The organism is Lactococcus garvieae subsp. garvieae (assembly GCF_029024465.1).
GTDB classification, from domain to species: domain Bacteria; phylum Bacillota; class Bacilli; order Lactobacillales; family Streptococcaceae; genus Lactococcus; species Lactococcus garvieae.
In genome coordinates, this window is record NZ_CP118950.1 from 415,907 (window position 1) to 440,634 (window position 24,728).

At 41.0% G+C, this 24,728-nt stretch carries 18 protein-coding genes; 15 read left to right on the forward strand and 3 right to left on the reverse strand.

All coding sequences use genetic code 11. The features are described from left to right. Positions 1–31: 31 nt before the first annotated feature. Positions 32–478, reverse strand: a complete 447-nt coding sequence (locus PYW30_RS02135) for a GNAT family N-acetyltransferase (protein WP_042217316.1) — start codon at positions 476–478, stop codon at positions 32–34. A 109-nt stretch (positions 479–587) separates the two neighbouring features. Here PYW30_RS02135 and PYW30_RS02140 point away from each other — a divergent pair, with 109 nt between their 5' ends. The 9 genes from PYW30_RS02140 to PYW30_RS02180 all read left to right on the forward strand — a co-directional run bounded on the left by PYW30_RS02140 (position 588) and on the right by PYW30_RS02180 (position 12,505). Beyond that, positions 588–1,709: an AI-2E family transporter gene (locus PYW30_RS02140; RefSeq protein ID WP_042217313.1), complete on the forward strand. Its 1,122-nt coding sequence runs from the start codon at positions 588–590 to the stop codon at positions 1,707–1,709. A gap of 45 nt (positions 1,710–1,754) precedes the next feature. Continuing rightward, a complete protein-coding gene (locus PYW30_RS02145; RefSeq protein ID WP_004259258.1) occupies positions 1,755–3,083 on the forward strand; it encodes a hemolysin family protein in 1,329 nt (442 codons plus the stop codon). A 112-nt stretch (positions 3,084–3,195) separates the two neighbouring features. After that, entirely contained in the window at positions 3,196–4,656 is a 1,461-nt protein-coding gene (locus PYW30_RS02150; RefSeq protein ID WP_042217311.1) for a DHA2 family efflux MFS transporter permease subunit, read from the forward strand. Positions 4,657–4,722: 66 nt separating this feature from the next. Continuing rightward, positions 4,723–5,517, forward strand: coding sequence for a pyruvate formate-lyase-activating protein (gene pflA / locus PYW30_RS02155; RefSeq protein ID WP_004259253.1), 795 nt, complete (start codon positions 4,723–4,725; stop codon positions 5,515–5,517). 145 nt (positions 5,518–5,662) lie between these two features. After that, the gene (locus PYW30_RS02160; RefSeq protein WP_014024319.1) at positions 5,663–6,607 is read left to right on the forward strand and encodes a manganese-dependent inorganic pyrophosphatase; all 945 of its coding nucleotides are present in this window, start codon (positions 5,663–5,665) and stop codon (positions 6,605–6,607) included. After that, positions 6,607–7,371 carry a DUF1803 domain-containing protein gene (locus PYW30_RS02165; RefSeq protein ID WP_042217308.1) on the forward strand — a complete coding sequence of 255 codons (765 nt, stop codon included), beginning with the start codon at positions 6,607–6,609 and terminating at the stop codon, positions 7,369–7,371. Before PYW30_RS02160 ends, PYW30_RS02165 begins: the two co-directional genes overlap by 1 nt. Positions 7,372–7,373: 2 nt before the next feature. Next, entirely contained in the window at positions 7,374–8,615 is a 1,242-nt protein-coding gene (gene pepT, locus PYW30_RS02170) for a peptidase T (protein WP_004259248.1), read from the forward strand. A 339-nt stretch (positions 8,616–8,954) separates the two neighbouring features. Further along, a complete protein-coding gene (gene yjeM / locus PYW30_RS02175; RefSeq protein ID WP_004259246.1) occupies positions 8,955–10,556 on the forward strand; it encodes a glutamate/gamma-aminobutyrate family transporter YjeM in 1,602 nt (533 codons plus the stop codon). Positions 10,557–10,813: 257 nt separating this feature from the next. After that, positions 10,814–12,505, forward strand: a complete 1,692-nt coding sequence (locus tag PYW30_RS02180; protein ID WP_232254511.1) for a hypothetical protein — start codon at positions 10,814–10,816, stop codon at positions 12,503–12,505. Between the two features lie 163 nt (positions 12,506–12,668). On the opposite strand, the gene PYW30_RS02185 is transcribed toward PYW30_RS02180, so the two are convergent. Continuing rightward, on the reverse strand, positions 12,669–14,120 hold the full coding sequence (locus PYW30_RS02185; protein ID WP_004259245.1) for a UDP-N-acetylmuramoyl-L-alanyl-D-glutamate--L-lysine ligase: 1,452 nt from the start codon (positions 14,118–14,120) through the stop codon (positions 12,669–12,671). 181 nt (positions 14,121–14,301) lie between these two features. After that, positions 14,302–15,201, reverse strand: coding sequence for a helix-turn-helix domain-containing protein (locus PYW30_RS02190; RefSeq protein WP_042217304.1), 900 nt, complete (start codon positions 15,199–15,201; stop codon positions 14,302–14,304). A gap of 280 nt (positions 15,202–15,481) precedes the next feature. Here PYW30_RS02190 and PYW30_RS02195 point away from each other — a divergent pair, with 280 nt between their 5' ends. From PYW30_RS02195 to rpoB, 6 genes are all read left to right on the forward strand, one after another. Continuing rightward, positions 15,482–15,979 (forward strand): hypothetical protein, encoded by a 498-nt coding sequence (locus PYW30_RS02195; RefSeq protein WP_042217302.1) that lies wholly within the window; start codon positions 15,482–15,484, stop codon positions 15,977–15,979. A gap of 8 nt (positions 15,980–15,987) precedes the next feature. Continuing rightward, positions 15,988–16,542 (forward strand): hypothetical protein, encoded by a 555-nt coding sequence (locus PYW30_RS10630; RefSeq protein ID WP_042217300.1) that lies wholly within the window; start codon positions 15,988–15,990, stop codon positions 16,540–16,542. A 113-nt stretch (positions 16,543–16,655) separates the two neighbouring features. Then, positions 16,656–18,374, forward strand: coding sequence for a putative polysaccharide biosynthesis protein (locus PYW30_RS02200; RefSeq protein WP_052370164.1), 1,719 nt, complete (start codon positions 16,656–16,658; stop codon positions 18,372–18,374). Between the two features lie 95 nt (positions 18,375–18,469). Beyond that, on the forward strand, positions 18,470–20,353 hold the full coding sequence (gene pepO, locus PYW30_RS02205; protein ID WP_023889416.1) for an endopeptidase PepO: 1,884 nt from the start codon (positions 18,470–18,472) through the stop codon (positions 20,351–20,353). Then, positions 20,347–20,658, forward strand: a complete 312-nt coding sequence (locus PYW30_RS02210) for an MGMT family protein (RefSeq protein ID WP_004259231.1) — start codon at positions 20,347–20,349, stop codon at positions 20,656–20,658. The genes pepO and PYW30_RS02210 overlap by 7 nt, the downstream gene beginning before the upstream one ends. 283 nt (positions 20,659–20,941) lie before the next feature. Next, the gene (rpoB, locus tag PYW30_RS02215; RefSeq protein WP_042217297.1) at positions 20,942–24,532 is read left to right on the forward strand and encodes a DNA-directed RNA polymerase subunit beta; all 3,591 of its coding nucleotides are present in this window, start codon (positions 20,942–20,944) and stop codon (positions 24,530–24,532) included. Positions 24,533–24,728 lie beyond the last annotated feature (196 nt).

Consider the following 24,728-nt stretch of genomic DNA (forward strand, 5'->3'; position numbering starts at 1 on the left):
CAACGGTGAATAGGTGAGCGTTTATTTTTTTTTATTTAATTCCCAAAGACATGGTGACATGCTCGATTCCAGCTTCTGTAAAGGTCTCGCCTTGAGCTTGAAAGCCGAATTTCTCATAGAGACCTTTGGCGCTGAGTTGTGCATGCAAGGTTAAAAGAGTGATCCCGGCTTGATTACAAAAATCAAGAAGACTTTGCAAGAGAACATTGGCATAGCCCTTGCCGCGCTCTTCTTTTAGAACGGCCATGCGTTGGACCACAGCGTGTTTCTTATCTTCGCTATCCACCAAAAGGCGAACAGTTGCTAAGGCTTTACCCTCTTCATAGCCTACAAAGTGAACGGAATGTGCTTCATCAATGGGACTACCGACTTCTAAATCAAAAGGGACACCTTGCTCCTTCACAAAAACAGTATTACGAATGCGTAGCGCGTCACAGTATATTTCCGACATAGTGTCACGGGTTTGCTTGATTTGCATAAATTTCCTCCCGAAATCTTGAATTTGCGTAAAAATCTTATTTCAATTATAATATAAATAGCTTTAAAAAAAAAGAAAGGGCTTCGTTTGCCCTTATTAGTAGGATATTATGTTTAAAAACAGTAAATTATTTTTTTGGACAGTAGAAATTTTAGCAGCGACCCTGCTTATTTTTATGCTCATGCAACTGGAATTTCTCTTCCAACCGGTTAAAACTCTTCTGGCCTTGCTCTTCATTCCCTTTATCATCGCGGGTTTCCTTTACTACATCTTCAAACCTGTGGTGACTTATATGGAAACGCGTTGGAAAGTTAAACGTTTCTTTGCAATTTTGATTGTCTTGATTACTTTGCTTGGGCTTGTGGTTTGGAGTATTGCTTCCATCATTCCTAATGTCGTTTCGCAGTTAAGTAGCTTGATTGATGCCAGTACGAAAGCTTTCCCTGAGTTTCGTCATTGGCTGGAATCTTTACAAAATGACCCACGTTTTTCTCACATTTACCACCAGCTAGATATTAATGGCATGATTAGCAATATCAATGTATCCTATACTGATATTCTCAACAATTTGCTTAAAAATTTGACGGACAGTGTTGGAAGTATCGTCAGTATCATTTCCTCTGTGGTTATGGTTGCTATCTTAGTTCCTATCCTACTTTACTATATGCTAAAAGATGGTGAAAAGTTGCTTCCTTCTTTGAAACGTACAATTTTTCGTGAGGACCCACTGGGGTTTGTTGAACTTCTTGAGAAGATGAACGCGACAATTTCTCGTTATATTTCGGGCGTTGCTTTGGACTCGCTTTTGGTCTTTATCTTTGTCTTTGTAGGCTACATGTTGTTCGGCATTCCTTATGCCTTCTTGTTTGCCAGCTTTTCGGCTATTACCAACTTGATTCTTTATGCAGGACCCTATATCGGTGTATTACCGGTAATTTTCACCTTGGCCTTTACACAACCATGGACAGCCGTACTCGCTGTGGCTTATGTCTTAATCCTGCAACAGATTGATGGGAATCTTGTTTATCCTAAAATCGTAGGAAATGCTGTGCGCGTTCACCCTGTGACAGTCATGGTTTTGATGTTGGTTTCAGGAAGTTTATATGGGATTCTAGGTATGATTATTGCCGTACCTGTTTACTCATTAGTTAAAGAAATTGTGAAGTTCCTTGCTGGCTTATGGCATAATCATCGTGAGCAAGAAAAGAAAAAAATATTTCAAAACGATTAAACTATGATATAATAGTTTTCATATTACTAAAAAATAGGAGTAAAAATGGCACACCCTGACCCCGAGAGCACCTCGATAATTTTACAGATTTTATTACTTGTTTTTCTTACTGCTTTGAATGCATTCTTCTCAGCAAGTGAGATGGCACTCGTTTCTCTATCACGATCACGTGTAGAGCAAAAAGCGAGTGAAGGCGATGAGCAGTATCAATACTTGCTTAGTGTAATCGATAATCCGACACACTTCCTGTCAACTGTTCAAGTGGGGATTACCTTCTTGAATATCGTTGCGGGTGCAAGTTTGGCTGATACATTAGCTGCACAGCTGGCACCGTTGTTTGGTGACACAAGCTTTGCCCAAACCTTAAGTAAAATCATTATCTTGGTTATTTTGACATTCTTTACGATTGTATTTGGTGAGCTTTTCCCTAAACGTATCGCTCAGGCTCTTAAAGAAAAAGCAGCTTTGAAAATGGTTCGTCCCTTGATGGCGATTGGTGTAGTGTTAAAACCTTTCATTTGGTTGTTGACCATTACGATTAATGGACTTGCAAGAATCTTCCCCATCAAGTTTGACAGCAGTGACGATGACATGACCCGTGATGAGATTGAGTATCTCGTGCATACCGATGAAACTGCCTTGGATGATTCTGAACGTGAAATGATTACAGGTGTTTTCAGTCTTGATGAACTTGTAGCACGTGAAATCATGGTTCCACGTACGGATGCTTTCATGATTGATATCAATGATGATCCACGTGAAAATATTGAGAAAATGCTCAGCGAGTCTTACTCTCGTGTTCCTGTTTATGATGATGATAAAGACAACATCTTAGGGATTATTCACACCAAACGTATCTTAGCTCGAGGCTTTGCTGATGGTTTTGATAATATTGATTTCCGTGAGATGTTGCAAGAACCTCTCTTTGTTCCTGAAACAGTCTTTGTGGATGACTTGATGCTCCAGATGCGTAATACCCAAAATCAAATGGCTATTCTGCTGAACGAATATGGGGGCGTTGAAGGTATTGTCACACTTGAAGACTTGATTGAAGAAATCGTCGGAGAGATCGAAGACGAAACGGATATCGCAGAAGCCGAAGTTCATAAGATTGGCGAGAACATGTATGTGGTTCAAGGTAAAATGACCATCAATGACTTTAATGACGAATTTGGCACACATTTGGTCAACAAAGATGTAGACACAATGGCTGGTTTCTTCCTTTCAGAAACAGGACAAATTCCAGAAAAAGGGCAGCAAGTGATGTGTAAGATTGATAACTTAGAAGATCATTTCTCACTCACAAGCCTAGAAGTAGATGGAAACCGTATATTAAAACTTCGTGTGGAGTTCGATGTGGAACTTCCTGAATAAAAGTAAAAGATAGATTAAAATTAATCTATCTTTTTATTTTGCTGTCCTGACTTTCTGAAAAAAACTATGATAAAATGTAAAAGAAATGAAGATACAGAACAGAGGAGGGAATATGAAAAGAAAAGAACATTTGGCTATTGTCATAGCTATTTTTATTGCCACATTCATGACATCTGTTGAGGTTACGATTGTGACCACAGCTATGCCAACCATTATTTCACAGTTGAAAGGCCTAGAACTCCAGAGTTGGGTTTTTGCCATTTATTTACTTATTTCAGCTATTGCAACGCCCATCTATGGAAAACTAGCGGATAATCTTGGACGGAAAAATATTTTTATCTTTGGACTTGTTTCTTTTGTGATAGGTTCGATACTTTGTGGTATTGCACCCAACATGCTCTTCCTTATTATTTTCCGAGCGATTCAAGGTATAGGTGCAGGAGCTGTGATGCCCTTAACATTTACAATTATTGCTGATTTATTTGATTTTGAAGAGCGTGCAAAAATCATGGCGCTGAACAATACAGCTTGGGCTATTTCGGCTTTAGTGGGCCCATTGCTTGGTGGGTGGATTGTTGATACGCTGGGGTGGCACTGGGTTTTCTTTATCAATGTGCCTTTGGGATTAATCACACTTTTACTTACAATTTTTGGGTATAAGGACGTGCACGAAAAAACAGCGAAACAACCAATGGACTGGGCAGGTATCGCCTCGCTATCTGTGCTTTTAGTTTCATTATTGCTGATGTTTCAAGAAATGTCAGCTTCCACAATCAATTGGCTCTTAGAGGTGGTGCTTCTCTTCTTGATTGTTGCTGCCAGCATCATTTTTATTCGTACAGAGAAAAAAGCGGTCGATCCTTTATTTAATTTAGAAATGTTTAAAACAAGGACTTTCAGTATCCAGATTATTATTTCGATGCTTTTAAGCGGCTGTTTGATTGCTTTCAATATTTACTTCCCTATTTGGCTACAAGCCATTTATCGTGTTCCAGCCTTTGTGGCAGGACTTGCTTTAACACCGACGTCATTGTTTTGGATGGTGACCAGTTTCTTTGTTGGTTTTCTTTTGCGCCGTTTTGCCCCGAAACGACTTTATGCCGTTTTAGTGGGAATTCTTATCCTTGTCTATATTCCGTTGGTTATTTCGAGCGTTGCTTTCCCGATCGAAGGTTTCTACATTATTTCAGCTTTCACAGGAAGTGTTATGGGGGTTATACTTTCAACAACGACACTTTTGGCACAAAAAATGGTTCCTGCTGAAATGGTGGGCCAAGCAAGTTCTCTCGTTGTGTTAGGGAGAACTTTGGGACAGGCAATGATGACCGGGATATTGGGGCTTGCTTTTTCCTTAGGCATTAATGCGGGGCTTAGTAAATTTCCTGAAGTCACCTTTAAGAATGTGAACGAATTTATTAGTACAGCTTCCAATGCAGTTGTGCCTGAGAAAATTCATGGCCAATTAGAGCAAATCGTTCTTGGCGCTTTGCACAATGTTTTCTTCTTGGCTTTGCTTCTTTGTGTGATTACTTTTATAGTGAACCTGTTTGATGATGGAAAATTAAGAGCCTAGAAAAGGATTTGATAATAAGTAAGATTTGAGGTATGATAAAAGCATACTGAAGAAGAGGAAAAGCTTATGACTGATACATATATTGAAGAAGCCAAAAAAGTAACCGGCCTGATTCACTCTACCGAATCCTTTGGGTCTGTGGATGGTCCAGGGGTACGTTTCATTATTTTTATGCAAGGTTGCCAAATGCGTTGCAAATATTGTCATAACCCAGATACATGGGCTCTGAAAAACGAAAAAGCAACGACACGTACGGTAGAAGATGTGATGGACGAAGCACTTCGTTTCCGTGGATTTTGGGGTGAAAAAGGGGGAATCACTGTATCAGGTGGTGAAGCCATGCTGCAAATTGACTTTGTCATCGCTCTTTTCCAATACGCTAAAAGCTTAGGTATCCATACTACATTAGATACTTCAGCACGTCCATTTAGAACAGACGAATATATTACCTCTCGTATTGATGAGCTTCTGGAAGTCACAGACCTTGTCTTGCTGGACTTGAAAGAAATTGATTCAAAACGTCATAAAGCTTTGACGGGACACCCTAATGAAAACATTTTAGAATTTGCCCGCTACCTTTCTGATAAGGGGCAAGCCATGTGGATTCGGCACGTGCTTGTACCAGGTGAAACGGATATTGACGAAGATTTAGAAAAGCTAGGGGAATTCGTTAAAACCTTGGATAATGTGCTGAAATTTGAAATTTTACCTTATCATACGATGGGGGAGTTCAAATGGCGCGAACTCGGGTGGAAATACCCACTTGCGGGTGTCAAACCTCCGACAAAAGAACGTGTGTCCAATGCGAAAGCAATCATGGGTACAGAAAGCTATCAAGAATATTTAGAGAGAATTAGATAGAACTTGAAGGCCAAATTTGGCTTTCAAGTTTTTTCATTGCCAAGATTAAGGCAAAAACACTTGCAGGAATAGATTGAAAGCGTGCGTAACTCCTCTTTTTTTGATATAATGAAGCGAATATAAATATATAAATGAGGTAAAAGAAATGTCAGATAAAATTTTTGTCTTTGGTCATCAAAAACCAGATACAGACGCAATCGCATCATCTTATGGTTTCTCATATTTGAGCAACCATCGTCCAGTTGGCGCTTTGAATACAGAGTGTGTTGCATTAGGTACACCTAATGAAGAAACACAATTTGCATTGGACTATTTTGGTGTAGAAGCACCACGTGTTGTAACATCAGCAGCAGCTGAAGGCGTGGATACAGTTATCTTGACGGATCACAATGAATTCCAACAATCAATCGCAGATATCGCTTCATTAAATATCTTTGGTGTTGTGGATCACCACCGTGTGGCCAACTTCAATACCGCTTCCCCTTTGTTTATGACAATTGAGCCTGTGGGTTCAGCTTCTTCAATTGTTTACCGCAAATTCCTTGAAGCAGGTGTTGAAATTCCACGTGAAGTAGCTGGTCTCTTACTTTCAGGTTTGATTTCAGACACATTGCTTTTGAAATCACCAACAACACACGCAACAGATCATAAAGTTGCAGAAGAATTGGCAAAAATTGCTGGTGTTGATCTCCAAGAATATGGTATGGCTATGCTTAAAGCTGGTACAAACTTGGACAACAAGTCAGCAGATGAACTCATTGATATTGATGCGAAAACATTTGAACTTAATGGCAGTCGTATCCGTATCGCTCAAGTAAATACAGTTGAAATTCAAGATGTACTTTCACGCTTACACGATGTCAAAGTTGCCATCAAGAAAGCAATGGAAGTTGAACATTATGATGACTTTGTCTTCATGATTACAGATATCGTAAATTCTAACTCAGAAATTGTCGAAATCGGTAGCCACAAAGACAAAGTTGAAGCAGCTTTCCACTTTACGTTGGAAGACGACCATGCTTTCTTAGCTGGTGCCGTTTCCCGTAAAAAGCAAGTTGTACCACAACTTACTGAAGAGTTTAACAAATAATGCCTATTCGCGTTTTTAATGAAAATAGGCTGACTTGTCAGCCTTTTTTCTTAAAACTGATTAATTATCTGCACGTGCACGAAGATGTAACCTTACGCCAAATTCATAAAGTATTTGAACAAGAGAAAAACTTAGATCGTCAACTTGATAGCTTCATTGCGGCTGGTTTTGTCTGGCGTGAGGATAAACGTTATGGGAATAATTTTAAAGTTTTTACTGATGCCGATGTTGATCTCGCTTCAAAAACAAGTCCTGTAGCTATTAATGTCTATGAGGAGCCCTTTTTTGTGGCAGCTGGAAGTCAAGTGGAACAGAGGATTGAGCAGTCTATTGTTCAGCAAAAACTCCAAAATAAAACCAATTCAATCACGTTACACTTTTCAAGTCGGTATGATTTGACCACAGATAGCTTATTTAACTATTTTTACAAGGTGGCGCATCATCTACCTCTCACAATACTTGAACAAGAAGTATATCAGCTTATGGGTGATGTTGACCCAGAGTATGCGTTGAAATACATGACCAGTTTTTTACTCAAATTTACACGTAAAGAGATGGTCAAAGCACGTCCAGATATTTTCATCAGAGCCTTAGAAAAATATGGCTATATTTCTGCAGTAGGTGAACGAGAGTTTACGTCAAATCTTGCCTTTGACGATACACTTCAACTTGAAGAAATTCACTTTGACTCCCCTCAAGAGTTCATCTCTGCGCAAATCCAACAAACAAAGGTATTAAAGAACTTCATTTCCATAGGAGGATAAAAATGAAATACGAAAAATTGTTACCCCGTTTCCTTGATTACGTTAAAGTAAACACACGTTCAGATGAAAATTCAACCACTGTGCCATCTGTTCCTGCCCTTGTTGATTTTGCTCATAAAATGGCAGATGAGATGCGCGAAATTGGTATTCAAGATGTCCACTATCTTGAATCAAACGGTTACGTTGTAGGGACTATCCCAGCAACAACGGACAAAAATGTTCGTAAAATCGGCTTGATTTCTCATATGGATACAGCAGATTTTAATGCCGAAGGTATCAATCCTCAAATCCTTGAAAACTATGATGGAGAGTCTGTGATTAAGCTTGGTGATTCTGGTTTCTCTCTTGATCCAGCAGAATTCCCAAATTTGAAAAACTATAAAGGTCAAACCTTGATCCATACAGATGGTACAACACTATTGGGTGCGGATGACAAGTCTGGTATCGCTGAAATTATGACTTTGGCTGATTATTTAATCAATATCAACCCTGACTTTGAACATGGTGAAATCCGTATTGGTTTTGGTCCCGACGAAGAAATCGGTACAGGGGCTGACCGCTTTGATGTTGAAGATTTCAATGTTGATTTTGCTTATACTGTTGATGGTGGACCGCTTGGCGAATTGGAATATGAAACATTCTCAGCCGCCGGTGCTGTTTTGGAGTTCCAAGGTAAAAATGTTCACCCAGGTACAGCCAAAAATACAATGGTTAACGCTTTGCAATTAGCAATGGATTATCATGCGCAATTGCCAGAATTTGATCGTCCAGAAAAAACAGAAGGACGTGAAGGTTTCTTCCACCTTTTGAAATTAGACGGTACTGTCGAAGAAGCACGCGCACAATATATTATCCGTGACCATGCAGAAGATAAATTTAATGAACGTAAAGCCTTGATGCAAGAAATTGCGGATAAAATGAATGCTGAACTTGGCTCTGAACGCGTAAAAGCTACCATCAAAGACCAATATTACAACATGGCTCAAGTTATTGAGAAAGACATGTCAATCATTGATCTCGCTGAAGAAGCAATGAAAAACTTGGGTATCGAACCAAAAATCGAACCTGTTCGCGGCGGTACAGATGGCTCTAAGATCTCATTCATGGGCTTGCCAACACCAAACATCTTTGCGGGGGGTGAAAACATGCACGGCCGTTTTGAGTTTGTAAGCTTACAAACTATGGAAAAAGCAGTGGATGTACTTCTCGAAATGCTTAAACTCAATAATAAAGTTGAAAAATAAAGCATAATAAGCTAAAATAGTTCTTAAGGATGGGGAGGATATCTTTCTACCCGTGAATTTTTCGAGAAAAGTTACTTTTCTTATAAATAAACCAATAAACAAGTCGCCTTCTGGCGGCCTGTTTTAGGTTTTTCTTAAAATTGTCGCACAATTATAATGAATTCTAGTTATGATTGTTCTATTCTATCTTTTATAAAAGACAATAGAATTCACTGTTGGGTGTTGGAGTAAAACTCCCCCCTCACCTTTACTTATGGTAATTATACAAGTGCGTTAAGTTACTTGATTTACAAATATTTTCAATCAGTCAATCTGATTATAAAAAAAGGAGGACATTTGATGTCTGATAAAGCAAAAGGGAAACTTTCTCTTGTCGGCTTATGCCTGATGATCTTCACGTCAGTATATGGATTTAACAACATCCCACGTGCATTCTACATGATGGGTTATGCTGCGATTCCATGGTATATCGTGGGTGGATTATTCTTCTTCCTGCCCTTTGCCTTCATGGTCACTGAACTTGGTTCAGCTTTCAAAGAAGAAAAAGGTGGGATCTATTCTTGGATGGAGAAAGCAGTTGGTCCAACTTTCGCCTTCGTCGGAACATTTATGTGGTACGCTTCATATTTGGTGTGGATGGTCAACGTTTCAAATGGTATCATGGTACCCATCACAAACATGATTTTTGGTAACTCGCTTCATGTACCAGATCCATGGATTCTCTCCATCATTGCTATGATTTGGGTAGCTGCAATCACTTTCTTTGCGCTTCGCGGTTTGGATGCCGTTAAAAAATTCGCCACACTTGGTGGTATTGCTGTTCTTTCATTGAATGCAATTCTCTTGATTTGTGCGCTCTTAGTACTCATTCTTAATGGACATCCAACAACACCAATTACTGCGGAAGCTTTTGTAACAAGCCTTAACCCTAACTTCAATAACAGTTCTGCGATTGGATTTATTGCCTTCATGGTATTTGCTATCTTTGCTTATGGTGGTGTTGAAGCTGTTGGTGGTTTGGTTGATGAAACAGACCAACCTGAGAAAAACTTCCCTCGTGGTGTTGTAACATCAGCGCTTATCATTGCTATCGGTTATTCTGTAATGATTCTCTGTGTTGGTTTCTTCATGAACTACCAAACAGGTGGCGCATTCTACGAAGGCGTAAAAGCTGGAACAATCAACCTTGGTAATGCCGGTTATGTCACAATGCAATATCTTGGGGAAGCGCTTGGAGCTGCCTTTGGTATGAGTCATTCAGGTGCGGTAGTTATCGGTTCAATCCTTGCCCGTTACATGGGTCTTGCAATGTTGCTTTCATTAATGGGTGCTTTCTTTACATTGATCTACAGCCCAGTTAAACAAATTATTTCTGGTACACCAGATAAACTTTGGCCAGGGCGTTATGGACAACTTGATAAAGAGTCAGGCATGCCTAAATTTGCGATGGTTATCCAATTTGTCATCGTCTTCGTGATCATCTTGTTGAACATGCTTATTAACCTTGGTGGTGGTGCAGAAGCAGCGGCGAAATTCTTTGCCATCTTGACAAATATGGCCAATGTTGCGATGACATTGCCTTACCTCTTTATCGTCATTGCCTATGCAAAATTCAAACTCAATGATAATATTGAAAAACCATTTACCCTTTATAAATCTAAAGGTGTAGCCATGGCAGCTGTAACAGTAACATTCCTTGTTGTTGCTTTTGCAAATGCCTTCACAGTAATCCAACCGATCACAGATTACTTTGCTTTGCCAGTTGCTGAGCGCTCTGCAGTCCTTGGTGATACAATCCAAACCGTTGTATCAATGATTGCTGGTCCAGTTATCTTTGGTTTGGTGGCCTTCTTCATGATGAACCGCTACAAAAAACGTTACCCTGCAGAATATGCTTCATTAACAGATCTTTCTGAAGATGAATTACATAATGCCAAATAAAAAAAGAGCAGCTTAGGCTGCTTTTTTTATTCGCTCCAAAAGAAACAGTGAAAAGTATGCGACTTCCTTGTTTTGGGACTTCAGCGTTTTCTCATCGACCTCTAATTTACTTAACTTTTTCTTATGAAATTGTTTTTTATCGCCTCTTTTTTGTTGTATAATTGTAATATGAATGTTACGCTCGTGATGAAAATGCAGAACAAGGAAAGGTGAAAGATATGGAAAAGAAAGAAAAAATTAAGGGGTTATTATTAGTAGTGGCTCTTCTCCTCTTGATTGCCGGGACCTACACCTGGTTTTCCTTCACACAGAGAGCCATCAATGACCGCCATGTTGATTTGGGCTTTGAAGAAGTGGGACGCCTGCACGACTATTTTGACGAGGTGTCAGGGAACAAAGATGTCTTTGTCGAAAACTTCGGCAATGCCCCCATCTTAGTCCGTGTCAAGCTCTTGGAGTACATGGAGATTGATGGTGTCTCTATGGTTCAAGCTGACCCGGCTGCCGAGACAGATGTGCAACCCCTCAAGGCAGACCCAACCACCTGGACCCCTTGGATCCCAGCGGCCGCGGGAAACACTGTCGGGGATCGTGTGGGACCAGGCGCTGTCTTTAATAGCAGAGCCAGATGGACGATGGGGTGGCAACCCCGCTTAGCGACAGATGGTTCAGGTCAATTATTGGATGCGCCTTACTACATGCCAACCTTCAACCATAACCGCACGGACCACAAGACAGCCGCAGCCGGAGACGGTCGTGACTGGAGCTGGTCAGGAGAAGAAGCCGATACCTCTGCCAGTCCCAATGGGACCAATGCTGGCGCAGATGCCACAGGGGTGACGCATCCTGGCGACGGCACCGATGGCTACTGGAATGCAGGGGATACCGCAACATCACTCCTAGGGACCCCACCAGATACCCAGAGTGGGACCCATACCGCGCGTCAAACTGTCGTGCAAGACCAACCGGTCATGCTGCTCAGTCAGTGGAATGCACTGCCTGTCCAAGACCGTGTCGGCAACTTCTGGGTGGTCGACCCGCAAACGGGCTGGGCCTACTGGGCCAATATGCTCTTTCCAGGTGAAGCCACCTCCTTCCTCTTGGACCAAGCGACCTTTATAACAAGTGGTCTCCGAGGCAATGTTTACTATGGGATTAAGGTTGTGCCTAATATGGTAGCCAATACAGATAATACTGTGAATAGTTTCTGGTCCGATGACGAGAACCACAGTGACCTGGCCAAGACCTTAATAGACGAAGTGCGGCATGGTTTGCCTATCTTAGAGATGATGCAACCAGGAGATACCTTTAATCTACGTAACATCCAATACCGCTACCTTGAGAACAAAGGCGATGGCAACCATTTAGTTATGACTACTACTCCGAGGTTTTTCGTTCCTACAAATACCATTGCAGGAGTCGACAGCTACAATGGTTCAACGATCGACCTTGCGACAAAGGATTGGTATAACAATTTGCCGAGTGTCGTCAAACGTCAAGTCCAGCCGGTACAGACGCTATTTACAGGTACGGGACCGGAGGCGGCCATGCCCATGGCGCCCTCTCTTGGGGGACTAGGTGCCGTCCCTGCAGGTCTCGCTTGGAATGGCACCGCAGGTTTCATTCTGGATTTGAATAACCCGATGTTTTCTCAAGCCATGCGTGAGGACTTTGCGGAAGTAGACCCTAACGGGGAAAAGAAAGCTTTTATTCTATCCGTTGCGGAAGTAAATAAGTTTTCAGGTCCGGGGCAAGCACTTCCTACGCTAGCCTCACGCATGAATGGACATGCTGTGCGCACGAGATTTAACGCGACCCATCCATGGACCCTAAATGGTGACACAGGGGTACTTGGAGCATGGAACGTCTTGCATAATGCTTGGCCCATGGGGACAAACCCAGCCTTTATCATCCGCGACCAAGACGGGGCCTGGACTTCCGGTCTATAAAGTGTTCACTTTCCAATAATGCTTGAAAAAGTGTAGGATGGGAGTGGAAAGAAAGACCTAAAGCAAAAAAAGTTCGCGCTTAGTGAGCAGAAAAAAACAGAAATTCGCAACGGGATTTCTGTTTTTTTTTTTTTTTCTTCTGAACTGTCTAGAGGATGTTTTATTAAAGGTATTGTTCAGCTACGGCCCTGTCCCCAGGATAAGGTTCACGTTTATCATTGACCAACTGGAACTTGTCCGCGCCCTTTCCAGCAATAATAACAGCATCATTTTGATCTGTGACACGTTGAATGGCTTGTTTTATAGCCTCTGCTCGATCTGCTTCAAAATCGCAGGCGCGTGAAACGTAACTTGCGATTTCATCCGCAATGGCTTTCGGGTCTTCATGGTTAGAATCATCCTGAGTGAGGATGACTTCTAAGCGTTCATGTGCTTCGATAACTTGACCAAAATCCTTACGACGACTTTCACCTTTATTGCCTGTAGCGCCTAAAACTAAGACGATTTTACCGCTGTGATGAGGTTCGACAACAGACACTAAGTTTTTCAAACTGATACCATTATGGGCATAATCGACATAAATTCGTGCACCATTTTTTGTCGTTAACATCTCCATGCGCCCCGGGACAACGGCTTTCGCTAAGCCCTTTTTAATGTGTTCAATTGTTGCTCCGAGATGTTGGGTTGCTAAAGCTGTGGCCAAGGCATTTTCTTGGTTGAATTTTCCGAGTAAACGAATGTCAAAATGGTCAGCGATTTTACCACTTGTTGTAAAATCGTGTGCATGAGAGGCGATGATTTTGTTGTCAGAGTTTTCACCGTAAAAATCATGGGGGATCTGAAGCTCTTCTAACTCTTGTTTAATCACATTGAAATGGGTCATTTCACTGTTGGCGACAAAGTAACCGGAATGATGTAAAAGTTGTCGTTTGCAGTAAAAATAATCTTCAAGTGTAGGGTGTTCCACGGGTCCGATATGGTCGGGAGAGATATTGAGGAAGACACCAACATCGAAGTTAATAGCATAGACACGCTCGGTCTTGTAAGCTTGTGAACTTACTTCCATCACAAGGTGGGTCATTCCGTTATCCACAGCTTGGCGCATCATTTTGAGTAAGTCAAGACTTTCAGGTGTGGTTAACTCAGATTTGAAGAAATTTTTTCCATCAAGCGTTGTTTCTGCCGTAGAAAACAAGGCTGTTTTTTGTCCGTTCATCTCATCTAAGATTGATTTGGCGAAGTAAGCAGAAGTTGTTTTCCCTTTTGTTCCAGTCAAAGCTAATATTTGGAGTTCGTTTTGTGGATAAGCATAAAAGGCTTGAGCCAAGAGGCTCATTGCACGCTTAACATTCGAAACAATGATTGCAGGGATGTCCACTTCATAATCTATTTCGGAAATGTAGAAAGGTGCCGATAAGTTTTCTAAATACTCTGCTTTAAAATTTAGCCCTTTCGCAAAAAAGAGGGTTGATGCAGAAGTGTTTCGGCTATCATAGCTTAATTGATCGAAGGTAAAATCTTCTTCCCAGTTATAGTAATATTCCTTTTTAAAGACAATCTCGTGAAAGTTCTCGTCTTTTTTCAGAATTTCTAAAACATCTTGTATTTTGAGCATGGATTTTTCTGCCTCCTTTATTTATACCATTTAACTCTGGAAGGGAGCTAAATTATAAGGCACGTCACTTAAATGTGGATAGGTGCTTTTTTCTTATACGTAGGCTTAATTATACCATTTTCACTCCTGTTTTTGTAACTTGATAACCGTTTCATGTTTTCGTTAACAAGAGAGGAGAGGCTTAGAGGAGTTGTTTGTCTTGCTTAGTTGGTTTGAAGAGAGCCTCTAAGCTTTTAATTTCCTCTGCAAGTTTCTGCGCCATTTGATAGGATGCACACTGTTCAAAGATAGATTGACATTTTTTCATTGTTTCTATAGAGTGCCTATCTCCAAAAACCACTTCAAAGTGCGCTTTTTGATACATGAAATTCACTCTTTCAAAAAGATCAATTTCTGGAATATTTGAAGAAGCAATAAAATGAAGCAGTTCTTCCGCTAAAAACTTCTGTCTATATTTAATAAAAATCGCAAGGAGGGTTATTACAGCCGTTATTTGAGCTTTTTGAGTAAGAGGATGAGTACTCCTGCATCGTGCTGTTTTGAGTATTTTATGGCTAAACTTTGATAAGCTGCCTAAGTCTAGAAGCATAGCTATGTCACTCAATAAGTTGAATTCGTAGTCGCCCCATATTTTGATGTTGTCTAAGTATTGTTTCATGGCAGTGAGACGTTTAGAGGAGAGGGGAAAATGGGCATCTATCTGGTGCAGGGTTGCCTCTAAGCGAAATTTGTCCAAGTTTAACCTTTGGGAGAAAGACGCGTTTTGTCCAAGTAATTTTTCATATCTTTGAATAATTTTTTGCAGATGGAGCGGATTACTGTTTAGATGCGCCCTGTCCCGTTCTTCAAACCAGTCCAAGTGATGAAGTTGGGCATTGAGGTGGTGGAAAAATTCGTGAGCTGACACGTTGATGTTATTCAGGAGATAGAGCAAAGCAAGACAAGAAACATGGCTCCGTCCGTTTTCAAAATTAGAAAGTTGGGAAGGAGAGAGGCAGTCCTTAGCAGCTTCCTTAAGTGCGAAATTTTTAGAAGTACGGAAATAACGATATACCTCTCCGATGGATAGTGTTTTTTTCATAAAAGACTCCTAGAATTTTAATATATTTATGCTTTGAAACTGTGGTAAATGAGCAAGAAAAAGGTGAGTTCTGGTAATTTCTCCATTCACTAAGTCCATAAAGAGCTGTCAATATATAGTAATTTAAGCATGAGTGATAACTGGCTTTGGTTGTAATTGTGTTATAGACTAACTGTAAGCGATATAAACGGATAGGGTTGATGAGGTGCTTCAAGTATTATTCGTATCTTTGCGGAAGAATTCACACATAAAAAATAATAGACGCAGAAAGGAAAAATTAATGGAAAAAATTAAAAAAAGGATGGTGGGTATGGCTGCATTTACGCTCTTGTTTTCGATAGTTGCACCATCTATGACAGGGCTAGTGCAAGCGAATGATATTCAAGTCAATTCACAACAAAGCGAAGCTTTAGATTTACTGGAACAGATTGATTTTGATGACGCTGATCTTGCTTTTTTGAGACAAAAGGAAGTGGAGTTGCTGGCAAGTCAAACTCTTCCACTATTGGCTCCTCGGGCTTTCGCGCTACGCACGGTGGGGCGAAACTTAGAAGGCTTGTGGCAGCGTTCAGTAGGCATGCGCAGAGCTTTAACTGCAGTAGGTTTTGGTTGGTCACAAATTAAGGCTATCGCGCGTGGTGTGTATGTTTATAGCTACAGAGTCATTGCGGCTAAAATAGCAACAGTCGCAGCTTGGAATTGGGCTATTGGCGCTGTGATTGGTGTTTCAGCAGGCGCAGCCATATATACAATGGGAAATTTCCGCCTCTTTTATTAGTTCACATCATGAATAAAAATAGTCAAACATATATTTTTAGCGGTCTGATGTTTCTTGCTGGCAGTTTTCTTATCTTTATTTCCGAGGACAGTATATTCACGGATTTTGATTCGCTTCTAGGGCTTCTTGTGGTCATTCAGAGCAGTTTCATTCTGAGTGACATAGGTAGTTTTATCTTCCAAAAAGTAGCGTTCATGGAAAGAGCAGAGGAGCTAGGTTATTACAAAAAACAATGGCCGAAAATCCAGGTCATTTCTTACTTCATGGCTCTCACTATCTTTACCTTAACCTCGTCCCTGGATGTAATCGTAGTGTTGATGACGGTCTTCTTAATCGTGACAAACACGGTAATCCGGGCATATTTTACCAGTATTCGTATGTTAAAGTTAATGTGTATACAGCAAAAGATAAAGGAGTATTTTTTTGGAGGGGTTCTGGGACTCGCCTTTATTCTGCTCCTAACTCATTTTAATTTTTATACTGTGACATTTTTTTCTGCATTACTTCTGAGTCGAACATTCTGGAATTTCAAGCTCATTCTCTCTCACGCTTCGAATAAATAAAGGAACGAGACTCATTTATCTGGGAGTTGGAGTTCGAAATAGAACTTGGCCTGTCTTGGTTGTGTCATAAACTTTTATTGTCAAAAAAGCCTACTTCATGGTAAAATAGAAAAATGAATAGTACAGAAATGACTGATAATCTCACCATGGAAGAAAAGCTCCAGCAAATGGATGCGGAAACCAAGCGTAAAGAGATTCGAGACAATAAAGCAGCACAGCAGGATACGATGATGCGCGGAACCTTATGGTTTACTCTCGCGGATATTTTATCACGTCTCTTGGGTGCGATTTACATCATTCCATGGTTTGCGTGGATGGGAGAACACAATAATGAAGCCAATGCCCTTTTCTCAATGGGGTATAATATTTATGCGCTCTTTCTCTTGATTTCAACGGCGGGTCTACCTGTAGCTATTGCGCGTGAGGTCGCCCATTATAATGCGATGGGCGATGAAAACCTAAGCAATCGTTTAGTGCGCCACATCTTTATTTTTATGGTTGGGCTTGGTATTGTAGCCGCTGGTGTGATGTATATCGGTGCGCCAGCATTGGCAGCGATGTCAGGTGGGGGAGAAAATCTAACAGAGGTCATGCGCTCGCTTTCGCTAGCCATTCTGATTTTCCCGGCCATGTCCGTCATTCGAGGGTATTTCCAAGGTCTTAATGACATGAAGCCGATAGCCTTGAGTCAAATTTATGAACAAGTTGTCCGTGTAATCTGGATGTTAGTATTTACGTTTATGATTATGAAGCTTGGCTTCTCAGGGGGAGACTGGACACAAGCAGTTGTTCAATCGACAACCGCAGCCTTTATCGGTATGTTGGGTTCTTGCGTTGTCTTGCTCTGGTATTTGATCAAAAACAATATGCTTGGCAAGATCATTAATCCAGGTCCAAGTATTACAAAAATTAGTGCTTGGCGCCTGCTTTCACAAACCATTTACCAAGCTATCCCGTTTGTCGTTATTGGCTCAGCTATTCAAATTTTTAAAATTGTTGACCAAGCGACCTTTGTTACGGTAATGCGGTGGGTATCTGACTATAGTGATACACAGCTTTTAGTTTTCTTCTCATACTTTTCTGCTAATACCGATAAGTTGACAATGATTCTTATTGGTGAAGCGATGACTTTAGGCGCTGTGGCTTTGCCACTTATTGCCTCTAATTTTGTGAAGAAAAACTACAAAGAAACAGCGCATTTGATTTCTTACGATTTCCAACTCTTTGTGGCCTTTATGTTGCCTGCCGTCTTAGGCATGACAATTTTAGCTGCACCCATCTATACACTTTTTTATGGTTCAGTAAATAGTTTGCAGCTTGCACTCTTTATTTGGGCGGTTCTCCAAAGCTTCTTGCTGGCTTTGTACACGATGGTCGCCCCCATCTTGCAAGCTTTGCACTATTCTAAAGTAGCCATGCGTTACTTCATTATCACTTTAGTGATCAAATTGATTTTGCAAATTCCGTCAATTATGATTTTCCACTCTTATGGTCCGCTTGTGGCAACAACTATTGCTTTTGGATATGGGACATGGATTATTATTCGCAAGATTCATGAAGTTACGGGTTTCCGAGTAAAGAGCACCTTGAAAGGAATTATGGGAATCTCAATTATTACGGCAATTATGGCCGTTGTTACTCTGGTTCTTTATGGATTGATTTCGCTGATTTTGATGCCTCTATCTCCAGGGCACTTCAAAGCTTTGCTCGTGGTAGTTGTGGCTGGAGGCGGCGGATTCTTCACCTACATTTATATTGCAGCCAAAGCTGGCTTACTTGAAAAATTAATGGGGAGCCGAGGCACAAGACTTCGTCAAAAACTACACATTTAAAAAGCTAAATAAAGCAAATTTCAGAATGCAGAGCTGTTCGGAAGTTTGCTTTTTCTTTTATGTTATAATATAAAAAACGTTTTCAGGAGGTTATAATGACACGAATACAAGATGATTTATTTGCAACAGTAAATGCCGAGTGGCTTGAACAGGCACAGATACCAACTGATAAACCTCGTATCTCTGCTTTTGACGAATTGGTATTGGAAAATGAAAAAAACTTAACAGCCGATTTGCAGCATATGTCCGTGGAACTTCCAGAGGATAATCCTGAACTCCTAGAAGCTATAAAGTTTTACAATAAGGCGGGAGATTGGAAAAGCCGTAACAAAAATGATTTCTCTGCCGTGATTAGAGAAATGGATAAAGTAAGAAGACTTGATTCATTCGAGGATTTTCGTACACATTTACTTGATTTGATTTTTCATTCTCAAGCCCCGCTGCCTTTCTCAATCAGCGTCGATGCAGATATGAAAGATGCGGTGCACCATTCTTTGGGCTTCACTGGTCCTGGACTTATTTTACCTGATACGACTTACTATGAGGAAAGCCATCCCCGTAAAGCTGAACTTTTGAGCTTTTGGCAGGAAAATTCCAAAGAAATATTAGAGCATTTTGGGCAAAAAGATGCCCAAGAAATCGCGGCTAAAGCTGTAGCTTTTGATGGCCTTTTGGTGGAATCAGCGAATACAGCAGAAGAGTGGGCCAAGTATGCGGAACTCTATCATCCAGTTCCTTTTAAAGAGTTTGTAGGACATTTTAAAAATATAGATTTTGACTCATTTATCAAGGGTTTGGTTAACATTGAACCAGAGAAAGTAGTTGTCTTTGAAAATCGTTTTTATGATTCTTTCGACCATATCATTAACGAAGAAAATTGGCCTTTAATCAAAGCTTGGATGTTAGTGAAAATCGCACGTAAGGCGACAGGTTTACTTTCGGATGAATTACGACTTTTAGGGTCTGCATATGGTCGGTTTTTATCTAATGTATCAGAGGCAAGAAGTCAAGAAAAACATCAACTTGATATAACGGAGAGTTACTTCAGTCAAGTGATTGGCCTTTATTACGGTCTAAAATATTTTGGAGAAGAAGCTAAATCAGACGTTAAGCACATGACTTCTGAGATGATTAAAGTTTATCAAGAACGCTTAGACAAAAATGAATGGCTCAGTCGTGCAACGATTGATAAGGCGATTGAAAAATTGAGTGCAATTACCGTTTTTATCGGCTATCCCGACAAGCTTCCAGAAATATATAGTCGTTTTAAAGTCGGCAACGGTAGTCTCTACGAAGATGCCTGTCATTTCGATGAATTACTCACTGCGCGTCACTATGAAAAATTTAGCGAAGAAGTTGACAAGAGTTTGTGGCATATGCCGGCTCATATGGTCAATGCTTACTATAGTCCTGACAGCAATACGATTGTTTTTCCGGCAGCTATCTTACAGGCTCCTTTCTACAGTCTTGAACAGTCAGCCAGCCAAAATTACGGGGGGATTGGTGCTGTCATTGCCCATGAAATTTCACATGCTTTTGACAATAATGGAGCACAGTTTGACAAGTATGGCAATCTCAACAAATGGTGGACAGACGAAGATTATGAGGCCTTTGAGAAGAAACAAGAGGAAATGATTGCAGCTTTTGATGGAGTAGCAACTGAAGCTGGTCCAGCAAACGGCAAGTTGATTGTGTCTGAAAATATTGCCGACCAGGGAGGGATTACGGCCGCGATGACCGCTGCGCAAAAAGAAGAGGATGTTAATCTTGCGGATTTCTTTAGCCAATGGGGTAAAATTTGGCGCATGAAAGCCAGCATGGAATTCCAACAAATGCTTCTTTCTATGGATGTTCACGCGCCAGCCAAATTACGCGCCAATATTCCACCCACAAACTTAGAAGAATTTTATCAAACCTTTGATGTGCAAGAAAGCGACGGAATGTACCGCGCGCCTGACCAACGTGTGAAAATATGGTAAAGGAATTTGAAGACCTTAAGCCGGAAACCCAGCGCATACTTGAGGAGATCAAAGCAGTGCCCTATGGGCAAGTGAGTTCCTACAGAGATATTGCGCTACGAGCAGGCCTAATAAATGGCGCACGACAAGTCGCCAGAGCGCTTCATGGCTTATCAGAAAGCCATCACTTACCTTGGTGGCGAATCATCAGAGCAGATGGCACTATAGGGATGCATGGTCAAGGGCGTCTAGAACAAATTCGTTTGTTAAAATTAGAAGGTGTTGAAGTGACGGACAGAGGTAAAGTTAAGCCGAAAGAAAAGTAATGCAGAGGCATTTAGACCTTGTAAATACAGTCGATAAATGATATAATATAGGGTAATGGTTTGTCGACAAATTCTGTGGGAAATATTGTCCCCACGGGTTTTGTAAGCAACGAAACGTCTAGTTTTCGTTGCTTTTTTGCCGTTTCTGAACTGTAAAAAATCTAAAAAGTAATGAAAAAGACAAACTACTGACTTTTCAGAATTTTTCATAAGAAACTTAAAATCGACAAATCTTGTATAACACATCCAGAAAAACTGGAAAAATAGAATGAGGAGAATCAACTTGGCAGGACATGACGTAAAATACGGTAAACACCGTACAAGACGCAGTTTTTCACGAATCAAAGAAGTAATTGGTTTGCCGAACTTGATCGAAGTTCAAACAGCAAGTTACCAAAACTTCCTTGACGAAGGTTTGGCTAACGTCTTCAAAGAAATGTTTCCAATTGACAACTTTGCGGGCACAATGGAGCTTGAATTTGTTGGATATGAAATGAAAGCCCCTAAATACACTGTGGATGAAGCCCGTGCTCACGATGCAAACTATTCTGCACCGATTCATGTGACTTTCCGCCTTGTAAATAAAGAAACAGGCGAATTGAAAACACAAGAAGTTTTCTTCGGTGATTTCCCACTTATGACTGAGATGGGTACCTTCATCAATAACGGTTCTGAACGTTTGATCGTTAGCCAGTTGGTACGTAGCCCAGGTTCATACTTCCACCTTAAAACAGATAAAAATGGTCTGGAATCTTATGGTCATACAACGATTCCTAACCGTGGTGCGTGGTTTGAATTAGATACAGACGCTAAAGGTGTTGGTTATGTACGTATCGACCGTACACGTAAGTTAACATTTACAACAATGTTGCGTGCACTTGGTTTTGGTAGTGACGATGAAATTCTTGAACTTATGGGACCAAGCGAACTCCTCAATACAACATTGGGCAAAGATGTTCACAAAAACCCATCAGACACTCGTGTTGAAGAAGCACTTAAAGACATCTATGACCGCCTCCGTCCTGGTGAGCCTAAAACAGCGGACAGCTCTCGTGGACTTTTAATTGCGCGTTTCTTCGACCCACGTCGCTACGACTTTGCACCTGTAGGTCGTTATAAATTTAATAAGAAGCTTGCGCTTAAAAACCGTATCCTCGGTTTGACTTTGGCAGAGCCAATCGTTGACCCTGAAACAGGCGAAATTCTCGTTGAATCTGATACGCTCGTAACACGTGACGTTTTAGATTCAATCGAAAACCTTTTGGATAATGGGCTCAATACAACAGTTTATCAACCATCTGACGATGCTGTTATTCCTGAACCAATTGAACTTCAAACCTTAAAAGTTTACTCTCCAAAAGATCCAGAACGTGTCGTAACATTGATTTCTAACGGTCAAATTCCTGCAGAAAATCGTGTATTGATGCCAGCAGATGTGATTGCTAACATCAACTACTGGTTAGGTCTTTCTGAAGGCATTGGTAAAGTTGACGATATCGACCACTTAGGAAACCGTCGTATCCGTTCAGTTGGTGAATTGCTTCAAAACCAAGTGCGTATCGGTCTTTCACGTATGGAACGTGTTATCCGTGAACGTATGTCATCTTCTGAAAATGAAAATATGACACCTCAAGGATTGATTAACATTCGTCCTGTAACAGCTGCAATCAAAGAATTCTTTGGTTCTTCACAGTTGTCACAATTCATGGACCAACACAATCCTTTGTCAGAGCTTTCACACAAACGCCGTTTCTCTGCCTTAGGTCCTGGTGGTATCTCACGTGACCGTGCTTCATATGAAGTACGTGACGTACACTACACTCACTATGGCCGTATGTGTCCGATTGAAACACCTGAGGGTCCAAATATCGGGTTGATCAACAACTTGTCATCTTATGCCAAAATCAATGAATATGGTTTCATCATGTCACCATACCGTCATATTGATCGTGCAACGGGAACAGTTACGGATGAAGTAGAGTATCTAACAGCTGACGAAGAGGACAATTATACAGTTGCCCAAGCTAACTCACCATTGACTGATGACAACAAATTTGTCAACGACACTGTAATGGCCCGTCACGTGGGTAACAATATTGAAGTGGATGCTTCAACTGCGGACTATATGGACGTTTCACCTAAACAGGTTATCGCCGTAGCAGCCGCTTGTATTCCTTTCTTGGAAAACGATGACTCCAACCGTGCCCTTATGGGTGCCAACATGCAACGTCAAGCCGTTCCATTGATTGATCCACATGCACCTTGGATTGGTACAGGTATGGAACATCAAACAGCACGTGACTCAGGTGCTGCTGTGATCGCTAAACATGACGGTACTGTTGAATATGTAGATGCTGACGAAATCCGTGTACGTCGTACATCAGGTGAGCTTGATATCTATAACATCATGAAATACCGCCGTTCAAACTCAGGAACTTCATATAACCAACGTCCACTTGCGGAACTTGGTGATAAAGTTGAAGCAGGCGACATCATTGGTGATGGCCCATCAATGGAAAATGGGGAAATGGCGCTTGGCCAAAACCCACTCGTTGCTTATATGACTTGGGAAGGTTATAACTTCGAGGATGCCATCATCATGTCTGAACGTTTGATTAAAGATGACGTTTATACATCTATTGCTATCGAAGAGTATGAATCAGAAACACGCGATACAAAGCTTGGCCCTGAAGAAATTACACGCGAAATTCCAAATATTGGTGATGAAGCCCTCAAAAACTTGGACGAAGACGGTATCATCCGTATTGGTGCTGAGGTTGAAGATGGAGACTTGCTCGTTGGTAAAGTCACACCAAAAGGTGAAACTGATCCAACACCTGAAGAACGTCTTCTTCGTGCCATCTTTGGTGAAAAAGCGCGTGAAGTTCGTGATACATCACTCCGTGTACCACACGGAGGTGGCGGTATCGTCCACGATGTGCGTGTCTTTACACGTGAAAATGGTGATGAGTTGCCATCAGGTGTGAACAAGTTGGTCCGTGTCTTCATCTCACAAAAACGTAAAATCCACGTTGGGGATAAGATGGCCGGACGTCACGGTAACAAGGGTGTCGTTTCAAATATCGTTCCTGTAGAGGATATGCCTTACTTACCAGACGGTACACCAATCGATATCATGTTGAATCCATTGGGTGTCCCTTCTCGTATGAATATCGGACAAGTTATGGAGCTTCACTTAGGTATGGCTGCACGTACATTGGGTATTCACATTGCATCACCGGTCTTCGATGGTGCAAGCGATGAAGATATCTGGAACACAGTGAAGGAAGCTGGGATGGCTGAAGATGCCAAAACAGTACTTTATGACGGACGTACAGGTGAAGCCTTTGATAACCGTATCTCTGTCGGTGTCATGTACATGATCAAACTTCACCACATGGTTGATGATAAACTTCACGCACGTAGTGTTGGTCCTTACTCACTCGTTACACAACAACCGCTCGGTGGTAAAGCACAGTTCGGTGGACAACGTTTCGGGGAAATGGAAGTTTGGGCCCTTGAAGCATATGGTGCTGCAAATGTTCTCCAAGAAATCTTGACTTACAAGTCAGATGATGTGATTGGACGTACCCGTGCCTATGAAGCGATCGTGAAAGGTGAACGTATTCCTAAACCAGGTCTTCCTGAATCATTCCGTGTCCTTGTAAAAGAATTGCAAGCACTTGGTATGGATCTTAAAGTTCTTGATGGTGAGAAAAACGTCCTTGATCTTCGTGAACTGGATGATGAAATCGAAGTTCGTCAAGAAAATATTGACATTACGCCAGAAATGCTTGAAGCTCAGGAACAAATTGTTACTGAAGCAGTGGAAACTGAACAAGCATTGATTAGCGAAGCAAAAGAAGAAAAATAATTGTTCTTTTCTGTGAACAAGAAATTTATGAGGAAGAAGAAATAGCTTTTCCTCATAAATTTAAGATAAAAGCCTTTTAAGGTAAACCGCTGTGCAAGTGTGCTAGGCGGTAATGTAGAACTGTATTTGATGGATAATTTCTATTTTTAAAAAATAGGTTCTACATTGCTGCCTATCGCACGAGTTTTTGTCCGTT